Source organism: Paenibacillus qinlingensis (assembly GCF_013204845.1).
In the GTDB taxonomy this organism is placed as follows: domain Bacteria; phylum Bacillota; class Bacilli; order Paenibacillales; family NBRC-103111; genus Paenibacillus_E; species Paenibacillus_E qinlingensis.
Genome location: NZ_JABMKY010000003.1, coordinates 387,613 through 405,218, shown reverse-complemented (window position 1 = coordinate 405,218; position 17,606 = coordinate 387,613). Strand labels below are relative to the sequence as shown.

The window sequence follows — 17,606 nt, the reverse complement described above, 5'->3', positions numbered from 1 at the left end:
GTTACTATGAAAGCACCCTTTTATCGTTTTATTGCCATTCTACTTCTCGTTATACCTGGAATAACCGCTACATATGGCTTTCTCGCAATGAAAGATGCCTTTTTCGCACAATTTGATACAGTTGCAAATAGTGGTATGTTATGGGGGAAATTCTTCTTAGGTTTAATCCTATTTCTGATCGGTGTTGCCTTTATTGGAGGGTGGACTTTTTTCAGAGATCGCAAACGAAATTATTTGGCTCCACGTTTCAAACCCAAACGCAACAAATAGACCGGACAATGCGTCCGGTCTTTTTTCCGCCCAAATCCCTCATTCCGCGCCAACAAGCTTCCACACGACATGACTCGCTCGCTTCAGTATCCAGTGCAGTTGGAATAGACTCAAACCAATGAAAGCACAGGATAGCCCAATCGTAGAAAGCGCTTCTCTCCGCCACCCTGTTGGTTGACGTGTTAACGCTTGTAAGCTTTTAATATCTACGAGGCGAGCTCCTATTTTCATGCGAACAAGTAAGGTACTCCCCATATTAGCTAAGCCCTTCGCTACAAAATCACTCATATACGATCGAACACCGACGGTAATAAGCCATTCGCCACCCTTTTCATAGGCTAACAATAAAGCGGCATCTTCACTGTTACCTATACAAGGCAAGAGATGGTGATGTGGACTTAAGCTAGCAGGGGAACCATTATCAAACATTCCCTGAGGATCTGGGTAGGTATGGACAATGATTTCTGCACCACTCTTCCACACGCGTTTCGATATTTGATCTGAATCACTTACAACTACATCTGGATGATATCCGTTTGCCAATAGCGCATCTGCGCCTGCACCAATGCCAAGCAATACCGGCTTAAACGCCGTTATAAATCCACTAGCAGCTTGCAGATCCTTCTTATACCCTTTTCCCTCAGACACAATTAAGACGTGTCTACCAGTGAATTGCGTGCGCAGTGGCAGGTTGGGTAATGATTCTTTGAGAGCTTGTTTCTCTCTCATCGCATAGGCTAACGTATGTTCAATAAAGGGCTCCCACCGTTCAGTGGCATGGTCATTTGCCGCTCGCTGTGCAAGCAGCCAGTCTTCTCGTGTAAATGCCTTACTTGAAAAAGATTGTCCACCCACATGGATCATATCTTGATAAATAATCATTTCTGTTTCGTGTAAAAAGATTTCAGCATGAATGGCATCCACTTCAATAATAGGAACATGCTGCTGCAAAAGTAGCAGCGGCCCCTCCGTCGGGAACACACCACTCATGGCTTGACCACAATGAACAATCGCTTTCACTCTTCGTTCCAACAATTCTTGTGCCTGTTCTTCCTCGATATCACTCTGCGACAGCACTAGTATACGACCGCTCGCAAGCTGTTCAAACGTTCCAAATGAACCTACTATTTTAGCTATTTTCCCTTTGCAAATTAGATTAGGCTTCGCGGCAAATAAAGATAAAGATGACCAATTCATGGTTAGACACCTAGCTTTCCTAACGTAAGTCTCATGGCCTATCTAATTTACCCGATCCCACAAAATTCTATGTATATTTTATGCTTTGAATGGCAAGCATTGGTTTATATTCGCAAAGAAAGGAGAGGACATCTATGGAGCTAAACATGAGCGCAGACGAAGTGTTAGGCCAAATTGTACAGCTTCACAGCACAGGGGAATCGCTAGCCAAAAAAAATGTGAAGAAGCTGCATCCTGATCTTATGAAAAACGCCCTGTATTATTACCCAAGCTGGGAACATGCTTTGCAGAAGACCGGAGTAGGCACCATTGTTCACTAAACATACATAGGTTGTACACTGTTGCTCCGTAGGGTAGATCCTTACGGGGCTGTTTTACAACCTACTCGTCTATAACTTCCCATTCCACTTGAACCATTCGATCTACCCATGTTCGAATCTTCACTTCAATCGCTTGCTCGATCTCTTCGTCCGTCATTTCACCAAGTTTATGCTCAGCAATTTCGAGCACTTCCGTTTTCTTCGTTTCGCCATCTATCGCTAACTGAATTTGAATGCGCATACTGTTCACCCTTTTTCATTATCAACTAAACTTTCCATTGCCTCTTCTCCAACAGCTGTTACAATAGAAATATACACGCACACAACAAATAGAAAAGAGGAATTACGATGTCCCGATCACAAGCTCAAAAATTGCGTCAACGTAATCTACGCGAAGGAAAGCTCGATCCTATGTTACAACGATTGCACTGGCACGGTACGAACCCAGTAACCCGAACAACACCAACACGAGTAGAACTGCAAAACAAACAACAGAATAAATACAAATCAAGGAATTTGAACCATACTGATACACATGGTGATAATTCCTTTTCTCATTCTTGGTCCTCTAATTCTCGAATGGAAATTCCATGTTGTGCAGCGTAATGTATTATTTCTTCTTTCTCTGATGGGCGAAATTGATATTTGCAATCAAACCCATTAAAAAATAACTGCCAGTTCTTAACGAACCCTTGTTCGTCAACCTCTAGCTCCGCTACATATAAAGAATCAGGCTCATCCTCGAACTGCAAACCAATGTGAATGAATGTCTGACCTTCTGAAATTTCCTGTTCACAATAGTCCATGATCATGTCTAGATGACCTCCTATTGAATTAAATCTTTTTTATTTATATAATATACTAATGCAACTGAGCAAACAAAGAGAAAAGCATGTTAATTTATGAATTTGCGATGTAGATTGTCTAGCAGAGCAAACTCTTAGGAGGAAATACATTTGGCCTACGATCCGCAGGTAGTTGATGCAACAATAGTGAGTGATAATAAAAAGAATGGACTTTTCGAGGTAGTTGTTTCCTTGAAGGACCGCAACAAATGTCGTCTTTTCTTTGAAAGAGATGCAGAAACTGGCATCGGCCGCGTAACGGATTTGAACCGTTTGATGAAAGAGCCTTGCCCCATTTGCCGCAAAGATTACCTATGCAATTGTCTTGATCGCTACAAGTACTCCATCGCTGATCAAGCTTTAACGTTCATTAAGTAATTGGCATTAACATGTAGAAACCCCTTAGCCGCATTGTGGCTAGGGGGTTTCTTCTTGCCATTAATTATTCGTAGATAACTCGATACAGTCCCTCTAGTAAGCTCTGGTAATTCCTCGGATCATACGTAATCTCCGCAAAGGATACTTGAATGACCTTATTACTTGTCTTTACAATAAAAAAACTGTCTGAGCTCTTCTCAGCATCAATATACGTGTAGCATACCAACTGGCTGCTGCCTGTTTGTTTGCGTAGAAATGCCGTCGCTTCTTCACTCTCATTCGCGAACTTAGGCATACTCCCACCTCCTAAGAACAATTCACTCCACTACATCCAGCCAATCACCCTGTTTACTATCCCTATCAGGTACTCAGGACTGTGATGTCTTCTTCCTCTTTAACGCAAGATATCCACCTAGGAGAGATACAGGAACGATGGCTACTAGACCAATCAATTCATACCATAGTGGGATACTATCCTGCGTTAAAATCGAATCAAACCCAATCCCTGCACCAATAACTCCGATAATCGCTGCGTTAAATAGTTCTCCTCGTTTGGCAACCTTCGCTGTGAAATAACTGCCTAAGAACGTCCAGAACAAACCAACGACTAGAAAAAAAAGTAAAAGAGCTGCATTTGAATAAATCGCATTTACATCTTGATCTTCCAACGGGGTATTGGCAAAGTAGAGGCTGCCTATGACCCCTGACGATAACATCGTACCGATATTATCAATAGCTATTCCTAGCACAACCGCTAGAAAATGAAATTTCCGTACACTTTTTTGTTCCGACATAGACTTATCTTCTCTCCTGCTCACATCTGACTATTAACCTAACCATAATACCATGTGACATCTCTAGTAGCTAGTTCAGTTCGAACTAAGACTGTACCCACCAATTCGCATTCGGATAGGACTGCACTTCGGAACCCTTCAGGGTAATGGTTTGTCCGATCTGTGGAGTAACCATCTTAACCCCTTTGGCTTCTGCGGCCTTCGCGGCGCGCGTCACAGGATCAAACCAATCATGAATGGCTAGTGTGAATGCCCCCCAATGAATCGGCAACATAACCTTCCCTCTCACATCCATATGTGCTTGGACGGTTTCTTCTGGCATTAAGTGAATATCCGCCCAACGCTCGTCATATTGCCCACATTCCATCAACGTCAGATCGAAAGGTCCATATTTATCACCTATCTGCTTAAAATGAGGTGTGTACCCGCTGTCGCCACTGAAGAATATGCTAGTGTTCTCTCCTTTGATCACCCAAGAGCACCACAAGGTCGCCCCGCGATCATTCGTACTGCGTCCTGAGAAATGATTGGCAGGCGTACAAGCCAGCTCCAGCCCTTCAAACGACATTTCTTCCCACCAATCATGCTCCTCGATCTTGGCCGCGGGAACTCCCCAGCGGATTAAATGAGCACCTACACCTAGCGGGACCAAAAACCGTTTCACTTTGTGTTTTATTTTCATAATCGAACCATAATCCAAATGATCATAATGATCATGCGATAAAATAACGGCATCAATTTGCGGGAGCTCCTCAATCTCAAATGGGATCCCGCCACTGTATCTGTTTTTTCCTACCCACGGAAATGGCGAAGGCGTTCTTCCAAACATGGGATCAAGGAGCAGCGCTTTCCCATCGATTGTCAGTAAACTAGCCGAATGTCCGAACCAGGTAACACTCGTATCACCTTTCACGCTAAACTGTGGCTTCTCCATCGGTAAAGGGGACTTAGGACGTCGGTGCGGGCTTCCTTTGACCATATCACGCAAAATCCCTAGCGTTGTGCTGAAGCTCATGTTCATCATGGCAGGGACTGGATTTTCGAACTTGTTTTGCGTGAATTGTGGAGACTGACCAAACCTTCGCATATCAACTTCAGAAGGTCTTCGACCGAATACCGGATACACGTTCATAAAAAGCACATACAGACCAATCAAAATCACAATGATCACTATCGTCACTAACATTCTCGTTGCCTCCATGCTTCTAATTCCGCTTACACGATTTCCTGTAAAAACGAATAAGCTACGTTGTAATAACGTAACAACGTATCCCTTGGTTCCAAGTTTTCATGATTCCCCTCCCCAACTCCAAAATTTATTTCAAGGGACAGGGACAGGAGCACAATCAGTCGTTTCGCCCAAACATTCCTCAGAAATAGTCATAAGCTATCTCGAAACACAAACCAAATATCCATTGGAGGTTGATTCGAATGAGTTGTGGAACTGGGTATGGTACTTCTGCTGCAGCTGTTTTGGTACTTTTCATCTTGTTGGTTATTATCACTAGCGCATTTGTTTGGTAATTCAAAACTAATACAGAAGGACTACCTAGACTGTCTAGGTAGTTTTTCTGCTTCCCATCACCTTCATCCCATGTAAAAAAATGAAAAAGAACGCTCAGATTTGAGCGTCCTTGATCTTAATCTCATATATTATAAAGCTCCTAACTGTCTCAAGAAACTTTATGCTCGATTCTGAGCTTATCCGCCACCATCGCAATGAACTCGCTGTTCGTAGGCTTAGATTTCGAGATATTGATCGTGTATCCGAAAATGAAGGAGATGCTGTCGATGTTGCCGCGCGTCCAAGCGACTTCAATCGCGTGGCGGATGGCGCGTTCGACGCGGCTCGGCGTCGTTTTGTATTTTTCAGCAATAGCCGGGTAAAGTGTCTTAGTGATCGCACCTAGAATTTCAATATTGTTGTAGACCATCGTAATGGCTTCACGCAAATATTGATAACCTTTAATATGCGCAGGCACGCCAATTTCATGAATAATGCTCGTAATATTGGCATCCAAATTTTTGCCTTTCGGCATATGTACGACATTCGCACGAGGTGATGACGAAGTCGTAGTCGTTGTTGCAGAATTGCCAGCAAGCTGACGAATACGATTCGTAAGGGTTTCCATATCAAATGGTTTCAAAATGTAATAAGAAGCGCCAAGCTGCACGGCTTTTTGTGTAATGTTTTCTTGTCCGAATGCCGTTAGCATAATGATTTTGGGCTGAGAAGGAAGATTCATCTCTCGCATTTTTTCCAGAACACCAAGTCCATCCAGATGAGGCATAATAATATCTAGAATGAGAACATCGGGCAGCTCACGCTGTTGCTCCAGAAAACGAAGGACCTCGTTGCCATTGTAGGCAACACCCATAATTTCCATATCCTCTTGCTCACCAATGAACTCTGATAATAAATGGGTGAATTCTCGGTTATCGTCTGCAAGTAATACCTGAATTTTTTGCAACTGAATTTCCTCCTTTAGCTACTAAAACAAGTTGGTATTTTTCTCTCTTATGTAAAGCTATTCGACAGCTCTTTTTAAAATCCTTCTGTCGAATATTATTTTTCTTTTCTTTTGTTTGAGTTTCTTATATAATAAAATATTTATCTTCGATTTCCAACATTTTTCGACATGAAGTCACCAAACTCGCTATTCTCCCGTAAAATGAGGTTAAAATGAAATAAAGAACTAAAGGCAATTAACTCACCTTTAGTTCTTTGTCCATGTTCCCTGAAGTCGGCCGAAGGATAATGCCGGAGTCCTGAAGCATCCATTCGATAAAGCAGCCATAGCCACTAGTTGGATCATTCACGAATACATGTGTGACCGCCCCAATCAATTTACCATTCTGAATAATTGGAGATCCGCTCATGCCCTGCACAATACCACCCGTTTTATCTAATAAGCGCGGGTCTGTAATTTTGATTACCATGCCTTTTGTACCCGGCACATCTTGTTTGGATACATGGACCACTTGGATATCAAATTTTTCAACCTTTTGACCTTCTAATACGGTATAGATCTGGGCTGGTCCTTCTTTCACTTCTTCTGCGAAAGCAACGGGTATCGCTTCTTTATCTAAGCTGTGATCAGGAGCTCCATACATTTTCCCGAAAATTCCGAAAGCCGTATTTCGTTCAATATTACCAATCACCTTGCTGTCTTTGTAAAGCGTAGCATGTTTTTCACCTGGATCGCCATTATGGCTTTTGGAAATTGATGTTACATTCGAATAGACAATGTCGCCATCGCCTACAATAATAGGTGTCTGGGTGTCCATATCCGTTATGACATGCCCCAGAGCCCCGTAGACCCCTTGATCCGGTGCGTAGAAGGTTAATGTCCCCACGCCTGCCGCTGAGTCCCGAATGTACAGCCCCAAGCGATAAGATTTATCAACTACGTCATATACAGGCTGCAGCTTCACAACAAGTTCTTGATTGTTTCTTAAAATTTGCAGAACAAGCGGATTCTTGCTCTCGCCTGATTTAGCCACTAGCTCTGCGACTTTACTAACATCCTTTGAATCCTTGCCGTTAATTTTGGTAATTAAATCGCCAACTTGAATTTTTGCTTCTTCACCAGGCGATACTTTTTGTTCAGAAGCAACAGTCACAAGATGGTGGCCTACAACCAAGATACCGGCGGACTTAATTTTCACACCGATCGTCTGGCCTCCTGGGATTACCTTTAAATCAGGTACGACATTCACTTTGACAGTCTTGATTGGAATGGCTCCGAACAGCTTGAGCTTCATTTCCGTTTGCCCAGAATGATCGGATTGCAGAGAGATAGGTTCGTTCAAATTAACTTGAAATGAGTGCTTGGCGTTGCCATTTACCTTCACAATATCCGTATCCTTGACCGTGACCTGGGCATTGACCGGCATCGTTAACTGAAGCTGCTTCCCTTGGCCGCTAAACAAGCGGAGTTCTTGTGGAAAGGAGGCAAAGCTCTGAAAAGGCGGGGACATACTGACCAAGCAAACGAAGAAGACGAGCAAGAGTCCGAACAATCTTTTTCTTTTGTTGGATTGCACTATCAACACGCTCCTTCAAAATTCCTTGAGCCCTGACGAATAACCTCGTCAATTGCGTACCTATAAGTTAACCCCAGTCCCCTTCTTTTATAACTGTAAATGATGACTATCTATACTTTCATACCCTTGCTTTCTTATTTTTTGCCATGGTAAGCATTTCTCCAGCATGATGAAGCGTTGTTTCTGTCACTTCTACACCGCCAAGCATCCTCGCAAGCTCTTCAATTCGGCCAGCATCTGGCATATCTTGAACACGCGTGAACGTCCGCTCATGATCCACTTCTTTCCGAATATAGAAATGAACATCTGCAAAGCTTGCAACCTGCGGCAAATGCGTTATGGAGAAGACTTGACAACTTTGTGAAAGAACGGACATTTTCTCAGCAATCGCTTGTGCTGCTCGTCCGCTAACCCCTGTATCCACTTCATCAAATACAAGCACCGGAATTTGGTCAATCCGCGCAAAAATAGCCTTCATTGCGAGCATAATACGGGAGAGCTCTCCACCCGAGGCAATTTTACTTAATCCACGAAGTGGCTCACCTGGATTAGGTGCCATGAGGAACTCAACCTGATCAATGCCTTGTCTGGAGAACCGAACCTTATTTCCATCAACCTCAACGCCGCGGTCATCAATAATATGAGCGATCTGCACTCGGAATTGTGTCCGTTCCATTTGAAGATCACGCAATTCATGTTCAATCTGAGCGGAGAGATCACTTGCAATACCTTTACGCAGGTTAGACAGGTCTAACGCATGCACGCCAACTTGTTTCTCAGCAAGTAACAGTTTTTCTTCTAATTTACGAATAATTTCATCTTTATTTTCAATCGTATCGACTTCATTTTTGATCTTCTCTAGATAGTTAAGAATCTCTTTAATATTCTCTCCATATTTTCGGCGAAGAGACGTAATGGTATCTAATCTTTGTTCAATATAATCTAAACGAGACGAATTGAATTCAATACTGTCGCGATAGTCTCTGATTTGATAAGCTGCATCTTCCAATTGGTAAAAGGCTGATTGCGCCTGTTCAAGAATCGGGCTTAAATTCGTCGGATCTAACTGAACGATATCCTGAAGGCGTGAAACTGCTTTGCCAGCAGCATCAAGTCCTCGATTCGTCGCATAGAGAAAATCATAAGCTTCGGACGAGCTTTGATAAAGTTTCTCTGCATTAGCTAACTTGCGCTTCTCCTCAGCTAACGTCTCATCTTCACCTAATTTCAGCTTGGCTGATGAAATCTCTTCAATCTGGAATCGATACAGGTCTAACATTTGCAGCGCTTGCTTGCTCGTTTCTTGAAGATCGTTCAGCTCTTTTTGGAGCTTCATATACTGATCATAGCTAGCTTGATACGTCTTCTTCGCTGATTCAATCTCGGCATCGCCGAACAAATCCAAGGAATGGATATGCTCGTCCACATGGAGCAAAGATTGATGCTCATGTTGACCATGGATATTAACGAGCCATTCCCCTGTCTTTCGCAACATCGTCATGTTCACTAGCTGACCATTAATTCGACTCGAGCTCTTACCTGTCGCCGTAATTTCACGACGGATAATCAGATGCTCGGAAGCATCTGATTCAATCCCAAACTCTGTAAGCGTATGCCAAACCGGATGAGAAGCAGGTAAGTCAAACATAGCTTCAATCTCTGCTTTATCCGCACCGTAACGAACTAATTCCGATGAACCTCTACCGCCGACAATCAGTGTTAACGCATCTATGATGATCGATTTCCCAGCGCCAGTTTCCCCTGTAAGGACATGAAAACCTGCTTTAAATCGAATATGTACATGTTCAATGACAGCTAAATTTCGAATTGACAGCTCTGTAAGCATGAACGCCTCCTGATTTTATGATAATAAGGACATGACTTCATTTACAAAAGTAACACTATTCTCTTTCCCGCGGCAAATAACAAGAATTGTATCATCACCACAGATCGTTCCCATGACGCCATTCCACTCCAAATTATCAATTAAAGCGCAAATTGTATTCGCTGTGCCTGGCAAGCATTTCATAACGACCAAATTATCCGTATAATCAATGCTGACAAAATGGTCACTTAATGCACGGCGAAGTCGCTGCATCGGATTAAATCGCTGATCTGCCGGCATGGAATACTTATATCTGCCATCATCTAGCGGAACTTTAATGAGATGGAGTTCCTTGATGTCTCTCGAAACGGTTGCCTGTGTGACATGAAATCCTGCCGCGCGAAGCGCTTCGACCAATTCATCCTGCGTTTCAATCTCATGATTCGTAATAATTTCTCTGATTTTTACATGCCTTTGACCCTTCATCCTTACACCTCTATGTGAAAAGTGATTTTTCTGATTTTGCTAACGGTCATATCAACGTAAAGGATACCCTGTGCCTCAGGATAAATGAGGGTGTAGGGCAGCAGCATGTCACGCACAGCGCTCCCTGTCATCTCCAGTGGTTTACGATCTTTGGCCACTTTCACAAGATAAACATCTTCTTCCTTCTGCACAAAATAATCAATAAATAAGCGACTTTCCAGCTGATCTCTCTCGCCAACGGTCATGGTAATTGGGATTTTGGTCTTACCGGCAAGTACTTCAAAACCAGCGGCTTCAAGAAGATCAACCACATCGTCCTCAGGGATATTCGCATGCCTTGGAATACGTCCTCTTCTTCGACTTGAACCCGTTGACCATTTCTGAAATCGCCAAAAGACGATACAAACAACAACGATCCCAATTAACAAAATGACTCTTACATCGCCTTGTTCCATGTCCTTCACCTCGCCATAGTATTCGCGAATCCGGAATGGAAATCCTTTGTCTTAAGTGAAAAAACCCATCTTAGGGCCGCAAAAGGCGTTCTCAAAGATGAGTTTATTTTCCATGTAATTTCTGAGACTCTTTAACCGTCTCGGCAATAAGGGCTTTGATCGTGGTTGGAGCTGCAAGTGACTCCTCCGTCTCGTTACTCGACCAGTACGCAAGGAATTCAATATTCCCTTCACCACCGGTGATTGGCGAGTATGTGAGTCCCTTCAAGCGAAAGCCGAGCTCCTCAGCAAATGAAAGCACAGTTGTCAGAACATCAATATGTACATCCGTGTCCCTAACAACGCCTGACTTCCCAACCTTCTCTCGACCAGCTTCGAATTGCGGCTTAATCAAAGCAACAACATGACCCTGATCCCCTAGAATTTCCTTAAGTGGCGGCAGAATAATACGAAGCGAAATGAACGATACGTCAATGCTGGCAAAGCTTGGTCTTGGACCGTTCAGATCTTCCAATTTCGTGTAACGGAAATTCGTTCGCTCCATGACATGAACACGCTCATCATTACGCAGTGACCAATCCAGTTGATTATAGCCAACATCCACAGCGTAGACGGAGGCCGCACCATTTTGCAGTGCACAATCTGTGAAACCGCCCGTGGAAGCTCCAATGTCCAACATGACTGCATCGTGTAAGTCGATTACAAAATGCTTTAACGCTTTCTCCAGCTTCAATCCGCCCCGACTCACGTAAGGATGCAGCGCACCTTTTACTTTCAGCACGGCTTTCCGGCTGATCTTCATCCCCGCTTTGTCCGCTGGCTCTTCATCTGCAAAAACAAGGCCTGCCATGATGGCGGCCTTTGCCTTTTCTCTGCTTTCAAAATATCCTTGCTCCAGTAGCAATAAGTCTAATCGTTCTTTATCCGAGGACATATCTAATGTGTTGCTCCTATTCACAATCGGTTACTAGACCTTCGCTCGCAAGACCTTGCGAGGTACTAGCTTCTTCACTTCGGCAATCAAGTGATGGGCAGTTAACCCAACCTCTTCGCGTTGTTCTGGCACACTGCCATGCTCTACGAAGTAGTCTTGAATCCCCATTAATTCAACCTGCAATCCAACAACCCGCTTCTCGGCAAAGAATTCCAATACCGCACTTCCGAAACCACCTTGGATAGAACCCTCTTCCATCGTGATCACTGGTATCGATTCCTTAGCTAGCTGAAGCAAGTAAGCTTCATCCAACGGTTTAATAAATCTGGCATTCACAACACGAAGTTTAATGCCTTCTTGGGCCAGCTGAGCAGCTGCTTCCTCTGCAACTTGAACCATAGGTCCAACAGCGAGAACTGCCGCATAATCGCCTTCACGTACGGTTTCCCAAGTACCGAGTGGAATGGCCTTTGGCGCTTCATCAATGCTTGCACCAGTACCATTAATACGCGGATAACGATACGCAATCGGACCATCATTATATTCAAGTGCCGTTTGCATCATATCACGCAATTCCTTCTCATCCTTCGGCATCATTAAGACCATGTTAGGAATTGTTCGCAGGAATGAAATATCATAAACCCCTTGATGTGTTTCACCATCTGGACCAACGAAGCCAGAACGATCAATGGCGAAGGTTACATTTAATTTCGGACGACAAATATCGTGAACGACTTGATCATATGCACGCTGCAAGAATGTTGAATATACGGCGAATACCGGCTTCAAACCTTCACTCGCGAGTCCTGCACATAACGTAGCCGCATGCTGCTCCGCAATACCAACGTCGATCATTCGATTTGGAAATTGTTTCGCAAATTTCAATAATCCAGATCCACCTGGCATTGCAGGTGTAACGGCAACCACACGAGAGTCTTTCTCGCCAAGCTCAATTAACGTGTCTCCAAAAACTTGTGTATACATTGGCGGTCCAGAAGACTTAAGAACTTGACCAGACTCCATTTTGTAAGGCCCTAAGCCGTGCCAAGTATGGGAATCGTTCTCTGCAGGTTTATACCCTTTTCCTTTGGTCGTAACGATATGAATGAGCACAGGACCTGCAACCTTCTCCGCCTGTTTCAACGTATCCATGAGTACTTGCAGGTTATGTCCATCTACAGGACCAATATAAGTAAAGCCTAGTTCTTCAAACCACACGCCATTTAAAACAAAGTATTTAAGACTATCCTTCAGCTTCTCCGCTGTTTTGGCCAGAGTACCGCCGATGGCAGGAATTTTCTTCAGTAAATATTCGACTTCCTCTTTAGCTTTCAAATAATGACGGTCCGAACGAATTTTGCTTAAATAATTATGAAGAGCCCCTACGTTGGGCGCAATCGACATTTCATTGTCATTCAGAATGACCGTAATATTCTTCTTCTCATGACCAATATGATTCATGGCTTCTAATGCCATGCCGCCTGTAAGCGCACCATCACCAATGATGGCCACAACCTTATTATGCTCGCCTTTGAGATCACGCGCCATTGCCATACCCATGGCAGCTGACAGGGAAGTACTACTATGCCCCGCTTCCCAGACATCATGTTCGCTCTCTGAACGCTTAATAAACCCGCAGAGCCCTTTATATTTGCGTAAAGTATCGAACTTGTCTTTACGTCCAGTCAAAATTTTGTGTACATACGCCTGGTGACCCACATCAAAAATCAGTTTATCATACGGGCTGTGAAACATGGTGTGTAACGCTATCGTGAGTTCAACCACGCCTAAGTTCGGGGCTAGATGTCCACCAGTAACGGAAAGCTTCTCAATAAGAAATTGACGGATTTCTCCTGCCAATTCTTCCAGCTCCGTCAAGGATAACCGCTTCAAATCTGCAGGCCGATTGATTTGTTCGAGCAGCACGCTTGTTTCCTCACTTTCAATGTGAAAATACTAAGATTTCACCATTATATCATATAATTGGGTATTTCGTGTGATTTAACCTCTATCGAGGCAACTCAATGATGAGCGACCGCGTTGATTAGGTAGGATTTATCGCCAATCAGAAGATGTTTTCGTGAAATGAAAACTTTTTTCTAATGTGGAAAAACTGCCTACCGGTATGTCATACAAATTGTATACGTATGTCTAATGATCCCGTTTCATCAGGTAATCTGCGATCTGCAGCAACCGTTCTGGATTCGGTATATTGGAACGAATTAAGGCTTCTTTCGCTTGATTCGTCAGCTCTTGCACTTTCTGCTCAGAAGCTTCCATCCCAATAAAGTAAGGGAATGTCACCTTTTGCTGTTTCTCATCACTCTTCACAGGCTTACCTAGTTTCGCTTCATCACCGATAATATCCAAAATATCATCTTGAATCTGAAAAGCAAGTCCAAGCGCGTGTCCAAATTCACTGAGCGCTTCCAATTGGGCTTCGGATGCTCCAGCAATATGTCCACCTGCACGCAATGAGAACACAATAAGATCACTCGTTTTGTGTGTATGAATATAAGTAAGCTCTTCTAACTTGGTTAAACCTTGCTCTCCTAACATATCCGCTGCTTGACCGCCAACCATGCCACGGGCACCTGCCAATAAGGCAAGCTCTTCGGTAATGGCTAATACTCGTTCAGCAGGAACGCCAAACCTCTTGTGAGATTGCGCAACGCAGAAGAAGGCGTGCGTAAGCAGCGCATCGCCAGCAAGAATAGCCATTGCCTCACCATAAACTTTGTGATTCGTTAACTTACCTCTGCGATAATCATCGTTATCCATCGCTGGCAGATCATCATGAACTAACGAATAGGTATGAACCAATTCGATAGCCATTGCAACAGGCATAGCAGACTCCAGGGAGCCCCCTAGCGACTCTGCTGCAGCGAGGACCATAATAGGACGCAGTCGTTTGCCGCCTGCCATCAAGGAGTAGTCCATGGACTCACGTAAAGAAGATGGCACCTCCCAAGCAGTTGGCAATGATTGACGCAATGCGGCTTCGACCAATTGGGCATGGGAAGCGATGTATGTATGAATAGTAGACGTCGTGTTATTCAAACTAATTCCCCTTATCTTCCAAGACAGGCTGGAAAGGCTTCCTTGTTACCCCAGCTTCCCCTTCAACCAGCATCTCAATTTTCTTCTCCACTTGCTCCAGCTTAACGCCGCATATATGGGAGAGTCTTACACCTTCTTGATACAGTTCAATTGCTTTTTCTAAAGGAACGTCGCCGCTCTCCAGTTGACTTACGATACGTTCTAGCTGCTCGATAGCCACTTCAAAACTTACTTCAGTTTCACTTGTTGACATCAATGTTCGCCTCCATCCCCGAAACTTGACATTGTATTTTACCGTCCTTAAGACGTATGGATAATCGATCACCGATATTCACTTGCGTTATCGATCTCACAAGTTGCTTTTCTTGATCGTCATAAGCAAGGCTGTAGCCCCGCTGCATAACTTTCAGCGGGCTGAGTGCGTCCAAATGACGGACGCTGGACTGCCACTCCTGCTTCTTTGAGCGCAGGAGGGTCTGCATGGCCGTGAGCATCTGACGTTTGGACGTGTCCAAACGACGTCTTGCCATCACGGCCTGCTCCGTTGGATTGAAGCTGGACAAGCGACGCTCCAGCCTTAATCGACGCTGCGCCAGCTCCGTTAGGCGCTGCCGCATGCGGTAACCGAGCTGCTCCGCCAGCCGGTCGAGCCGCTCCGCAGGCTGCATGAGCAGCTGCCTGCGGGGGTTCGTTAGGAACGGCGAGCGCTTCGCGCGCTCGAGCCGTTCCTGCTTGCGGCGCAGCTGCTGCAGCAGCCCGTAATGCAGGCGCTGCGCCTGCTGCGATAGCTGCTGCTTCAGCTCGAGGTGGTGCGGCACCGCGAGCTCTGCCGCCGCCGTAGGCGTCGGCGCTCTGAGATCGGCGACGAAGTCGGCGATCGTGAAGTCCGTCTCGTGGCCGACGGCCGAGATGATTGGGATCGCGGAGGCTGCTATCGCCCGCGCAACGATCTCCTCGTTGAAGGCCCACAGCTCTTCCAGTGAGCCGCCGCCGCGGCCCACAATGAGCACGTCGGCTTCACCGAGCCGGTTCATGGCTTCGATCGCTTTGACGATCGAAGGCGCCGCTTGCGTACCCTGTACGAGGACAGGGTACAGCAAGATCGGGATCGACGGGAAACGCCGCTGCAACGTGATGATGACATCACGAATGGCGGCCCCCGTCGGGGACGTGATCACGCCAATGGCGCGTGGAAACCGAGGAATCGGTTTCTTGCGCTCTGGCGCGAATAACCCTTCTGTTTCGAGCTTCTTTTTCAGCTGCTCGAAAGCCAAATACAGGCTCCCGATGCCATCAGGCTGCATCGCCGTCACATAAAACTGATAGGCACCATCTCGCTCATAAACAGAAATATTACCGCGAGCAATGACTTTCGTGCCTTCTTTCGGGATAAATCCCAGCTTCTGATTATGCGAAGCAAACATGATGCTTTTGAGCCGTCCGTCCGCATCCTTCAATGTAAAATACATATGACCACTAGAATGATGTGTGAAATTCGAAATTTCCCCTCGTACCCACACATCTTGGAGACGCGAATCTCCTTCCAGCAATAGCTTGATATAGCGGTTTAAATCTTTTACGGATAAAATCTTGGTCTCATTTCTCGCCATAGGGTGACTATACGCTCACATTCGCTTTAGCTGCACGGCTAGCCGCATCAACTGTATTGCGAAGCAGCATCGTAATCGTCATTGGACCTACACAACCTGGAACAGGTGTAATCGCACTTGCAATCTCTTTCACAGCTTCAAAATCAACATCACCCGTTAATTTGCCGTCTGCAGGACGGTTCATCCCAACGTCAATAACAACTGCACCTGGTTTCACATGATGAGCTTTGATCAAATGTGCTTTACCCACTGCTACAACAAGAATATCGGCTTGCTTAGTAATCTCTTCCATGTTAGGCGTACGGGAATGCACCACAGATACCGTTGCATGCTCTCGCAACAACAGCATAGCCATCGGTTTACCGACGATGTTACTTCTACCTACAACCACAGCATGCTTACCTGCGATTTCTACGCCAGCCCGCTTCAGAATTTCTATTACACCGTGCGGGGTACAAGGTTTCATACCGTCTTTACCAATCATCAGGTTACCCACATTAATCGGGTGGAAGCAATCTACATCTTTCGCAGGATCAATCTCATCAACAACCGCTTCTTCATTGATATGCTTAGGCAGCGGAGATTGAACAAGAATCCCGTTAATTCGATTATTTGCATTAAAACTATGGATGAGTGCGATTAATTCTGCTTGCGTCGTCTCTTCAGGCAGACGGTGTACTTCGGAATAAATACCTACATCATCGCAAGCTTTCGCTTTGTTTCTAACATACACTTGCGAAGCTGCATCTTCCCCTACAATAACAACGACAAGACCTGGCTGGTTTCCCTGAGCTGTAAGTATCGCTGCGTCAGATCTGATTTCCTCACGAATGGAGCTCACGAGTTCTTTCCCATTAATTACTTGTGCTGACATGTTATTTCCCCCTTAGCCGTTTAAGCCTTACTCTATGTTGTTGATTTTAAAGCGTACGCAGAACTTTTTCTTTCAGTTCGTCGATTTCTTTGATCATTTTCCCCAACACGCCATTTACGAATTTCCCTGATTCATCAGTTCCGTAATGCTTAGCCAAATCAATGGCTTCATTCACAACAACCTTAGGTGGAACATCATCGCGATACAGCATCTCATAGGCACCCAGTCGTAGAATTTCCCGATCGATACGAGACAGCCTGTCCATCGCCCATCCTTTCAGATACTCTTCCAACAACTCATCGATGCTTACTTTGTTCTTGTAAGTTCCTTCAACAAGTTCAACAATGTAGACTGGATCTATCTTATCTCCGGAAAAATCCAATTGCGTTTCATTATCATGCTCAGCTTCATGAATCGCAACTTGAACAGCCTCCTGAGGAGTAGCCTCATTCATTTGGATTTGGTATAAGCTTTGTATAGCAATTTCACGTGCAATTCTGCGTTTCATTCT

22 protein-coding genes are annotated in these 17,606 nt (G+C 44.7%); 4 read left to right on the top strand and 18 right to left on the bottom strand.

The genetic code is table 11. From position 1 onward, the window contains the following. The first annotated feature begins 6 nt into the window (after window positions 1-6). On the top strand, window positions 7-270 hold the full coding sequence (locus HQN88_RS08525) for a DUF2627 domain-containing protein (RefSeq protein WP_173110046.1): 264 nt from the start codon (window positions 7-9) through the stop codon (window positions 268-270). Between the two features lie 39 nt (window positions 271-309). On the opposite strand, the gene steA is transcribed toward HQN88_RS08525, so the two are convergent. Further along, window positions 310-1,467 carry a putative cytokinetic ring protein SteA gene (steA, locus tag HQN88_RS08520; RefSeq protein ID WP_173110044.1) on the bottom strand — a complete coding sequence of 386 codons (1,158 nt, stop codon included), beginning with the start codon at window positions 1,465-1,467 and terminating at the stop codon, window positions 310-312. A gap of 134 nt (window positions 1,468-1,601) precedes the next feature. On the opposite strand from steA, the gene HQN88_RS08515 reads away from it, so the two are divergent. Beyond that, on the top strand, window positions 1,602-1,787 hold the full coding sequence (locus HQN88_RS08515; RefSeq protein ID WP_145655418.1) for a hypothetical protein: 186 nt from the start codon (window positions 1,602-1,604) through the stop codon (window positions 1,785-1,787). A 61-nt stretch (window positions 1,788-1,848) separates the two neighbouring features. On the opposite strand, the gene HQN88_RS08510 is transcribed toward HQN88_RS08515, so the two are convergent. Together HQN88_RS08510 and HQN88_RS08505 are read right to left on the bottom strand one after the other, a co-directional pair. Further along, complete coding sequence (locus HQN88_RS08510; protein ID WP_056614625.1) at window positions 1,849-2,028, bottom strand: hypothetical protein; 180 nt, start codon at window positions 2,026-2,028, stop codon at window positions 1,849-1,851. 313 nt (window positions 2,029-2,341) lie between these two features. Further along, on the bottom strand, window positions 2,342-2,599 hold the full coding sequence (locus HQN88_RS08505) for a hypothetical protein (protein ID WP_173110042.1): 258 nt from the start codon (window positions 2,597-2,599) through the stop codon (window positions 2,342-2,344). Between the two features lie 144 nt (window positions 2,600-2,743). Between HQN88_RS08505 and HQN88_RS08500 the strand changes: the two genes are divergently transcribed. Continuing rightward, window positions 2,744-3,010, top strand: a complete 267-nt coding sequence (locus HQN88_RS08500) for a hypothetical protein (protein ID WP_068661976.1) — start codon at window positions 2,744-2,746, stop codon at window positions 3,008-3,010. A 64-nt stretch (window positions 3,011-3,074) separates the two neighbouring features. Here HQN88_RS08500 and HQN88_RS08495 read toward each other — a convergent pair whose 3' ends face one another. From HQN88_RS08495 to HQN88_RS08485, 3 genes are all read right to left on the bottom strand, one after another. Beyond that, window positions 3,075-3,305: a hypothetical protein gene (locus tag HQN88_RS08495; RefSeq protein ID WP_173110040.1), complete on the bottom strand. Its 231-nt coding sequence runs from the start codon at window positions 3,303-3,305 to the stop codon at window positions 3,075-3,077. 73 nt (window positions 3,306-3,378) lie between these two features. After that, entirely contained in the window at window positions 3,379-3,804 is a 426-nt protein-coding gene (locus HQN88_RS08490) for a hypothetical protein (protein WP_173110038.1), read from the bottom strand. Window positions 3,805-3,889: 85 nt separating this feature from the next. Beyond that, window positions 3,890-4,990 carry an MBL fold metallo-hydrolase gene (locus HQN88_RS08485; protein WP_173110036.1) on the bottom strand — a complete coding sequence of 367 codons (1,101 nt, stop codon included), beginning with the start codon at window positions 4,988-4,990 and terminating at the stop codon, window positions 3,890-3,892. 245 nt (window positions 4,991-5,235) lie between these two features. Here HQN88_RS08485 and HQN88_RS08480 point away from each other — a divergent pair, with 245 nt between their 5' ends. After that, complete coding sequence (locus HQN88_RS08480; RefSeq protein ID WP_082595420.1) at window positions 5,236-5,328, top strand: YjcZ family sporulation protein; 93 nt, start codon at window positions 5,236-5,238, stop codon at window positions 5,326-5,328. A gap of 149 nt (window positions 5,329-5,477) precedes the next feature. Here HQN88_RS08480 and spo0A read toward each other — a convergent pair whose 3' ends face one another. From spo0A to nusB, 12 genes are all read right to left on the bottom strand, one after another. Next, complete coding sequence (spo0A, locus tag HQN88_RS08475; RefSeq protein ID WP_173110034.1) at window positions 5,478-6,275, bottom strand: sporulation transcription factor Spo0A; 798 nt, start codon at window positions 6,273-6,275, stop codon at window positions 5,478-5,480. Between the two features lie 235 nt (window positions 6,276-6,510). Continuing rightward, window positions 6,511-7,851, bottom strand: coding sequence for a SpoIVB peptidase (spoIVB, locus tag HQN88_RS08470; RefSeq protein WP_173110032.1), 1,341 nt, complete (start codon window positions 7,849-7,851; stop codon window positions 6,511-6,513). Window positions 7,852-7,969: 118 nt separating this feature from the next. Further along, complete coding sequence (gene recN, locus HQN88_RS08465) at window positions 7,970-9,697, bottom strand: DNA repair protein RecN (RefSeq protein ID WP_173110030.1); 1,728 nt, start codon at window positions 9,695-9,697, stop codon at window positions 7,970-7,972. 15 nt (window positions 9,698-9,712) lie between these two features. Next, on the bottom strand, window positions 9,713-10,162 hold the full coding sequence (ahrC, locus tag HQN88_RS08460) for a transcriptional regulator AhrC/ArgR (RefSeq protein ID WP_056614653.1): 450 nt from the start codon (window positions 10,160-10,162) through the stop codon (window positions 9,713-9,715). A 2-nt stretch (window positions 10,163-10,164) separates the two neighbouring features. Further along, window positions 10,165-10,617 carry a hypothetical protein gene (locus HQN88_RS08455; RefSeq protein ID WP_173110028.1) on the bottom strand — a complete coding sequence of 151 codons (453 nt, stop codon included), beginning with the start codon at window positions 10,615-10,617 and terminating at the stop codon, window positions 10,165-10,167. A gap of 103 nt (window positions 10,618-10,720) precedes the next feature. After that, window positions 10,721-11,551 carry a TlyA family RNA methyltransferase gene (locus tag HQN88_RS08450; protein ID WP_173110026.1) on the bottom strand — a complete coding sequence of 277 codons (831 nt, stop codon included), beginning with the start codon at window positions 11,549-11,551 and terminating at the stop codon, window positions 10,721-10,723. Between the two features lie 33 nt (window positions 11,552-11,584). Then, on the bottom strand, window positions 11,585-13,477 hold the full coding sequence (dxs, locus tag HQN88_RS08445) for a 1-deoxy-D-xylulose-5-phosphate synthase (RefSeq protein ID WP_173110024.1): 1,893 nt from the start codon (window positions 13,475-13,477) through the stop codon (window positions 11,585-11,587). Between the two features lie 225 nt (window positions 13,478-13,702). Next, complete coding sequence (locus tag HQN88_RS08440) at window positions 13,703-14,617, bottom strand: polyprenyl synthetase family protein (RefSeq protein ID WP_420794161.1); 915 nt, start codon at window positions 14,615-14,617, stop codon at window positions 13,703-13,705. Then, window positions 14,613-14,864: an exodeoxyribonuclease VII small subunit gene (xseB, locus tag HQN88_RS08435; protein ID WP_056614667.1), complete on the bottom strand. Its 252-nt coding sequence runs from the start codon at window positions 14,862-14,864 to the stop codon at window positions 14,613-14,615. The genes HQN88_RS08440 and xseB overlap by 5 nt, the downstream gene beginning before the upstream one ends. Beyond that, window positions 14,851-16,221: an exodeoxyribonuclease VII large subunit gene (gene xseA, locus HQN88_RS08430; protein ID WP_173110022.1), complete on the bottom strand. Its 1,371-nt coding sequence runs from the start codon at window positions 16,219-16,221 to the stop codon at window positions 14,851-14,853. The genes xseB and xseA overlap by 14 nt, the downstream gene beginning before the upstream one ends. A gap of 7 nt (window positions 16,222-16,228) precedes the next feature. Further along, a complete protein-coding gene (gene folD, locus HQN88_RS08425) occupies window positions 16,229-17,095 on the bottom strand; it encodes a bifunctional methylenetetrahydrofolate dehydrogenase/methenyltetrahydrofolate cyclohydrolase FolD (protein ID WP_173110020.1) in 867 nt (288 codons plus the stop codon). A 46-nt stretch (window positions 17,096-17,141) separates the two neighbouring features. Then, window positions 17,142-17,603 carry a transcription antitermination factor NusB gene (gene nusB, locus HQN88_RS08420; RefSeq protein ID WP_173110018.1) on the bottom strand — a complete coding sequence of 154 codons (462 nt, stop codon included), beginning with the start codon at window positions 17,601-17,603 and terminating at the stop codon, window positions 17,142-17,144. Between the last annotated feature and the right edge of the window lie 3 nt (window positions 17,604-17,606).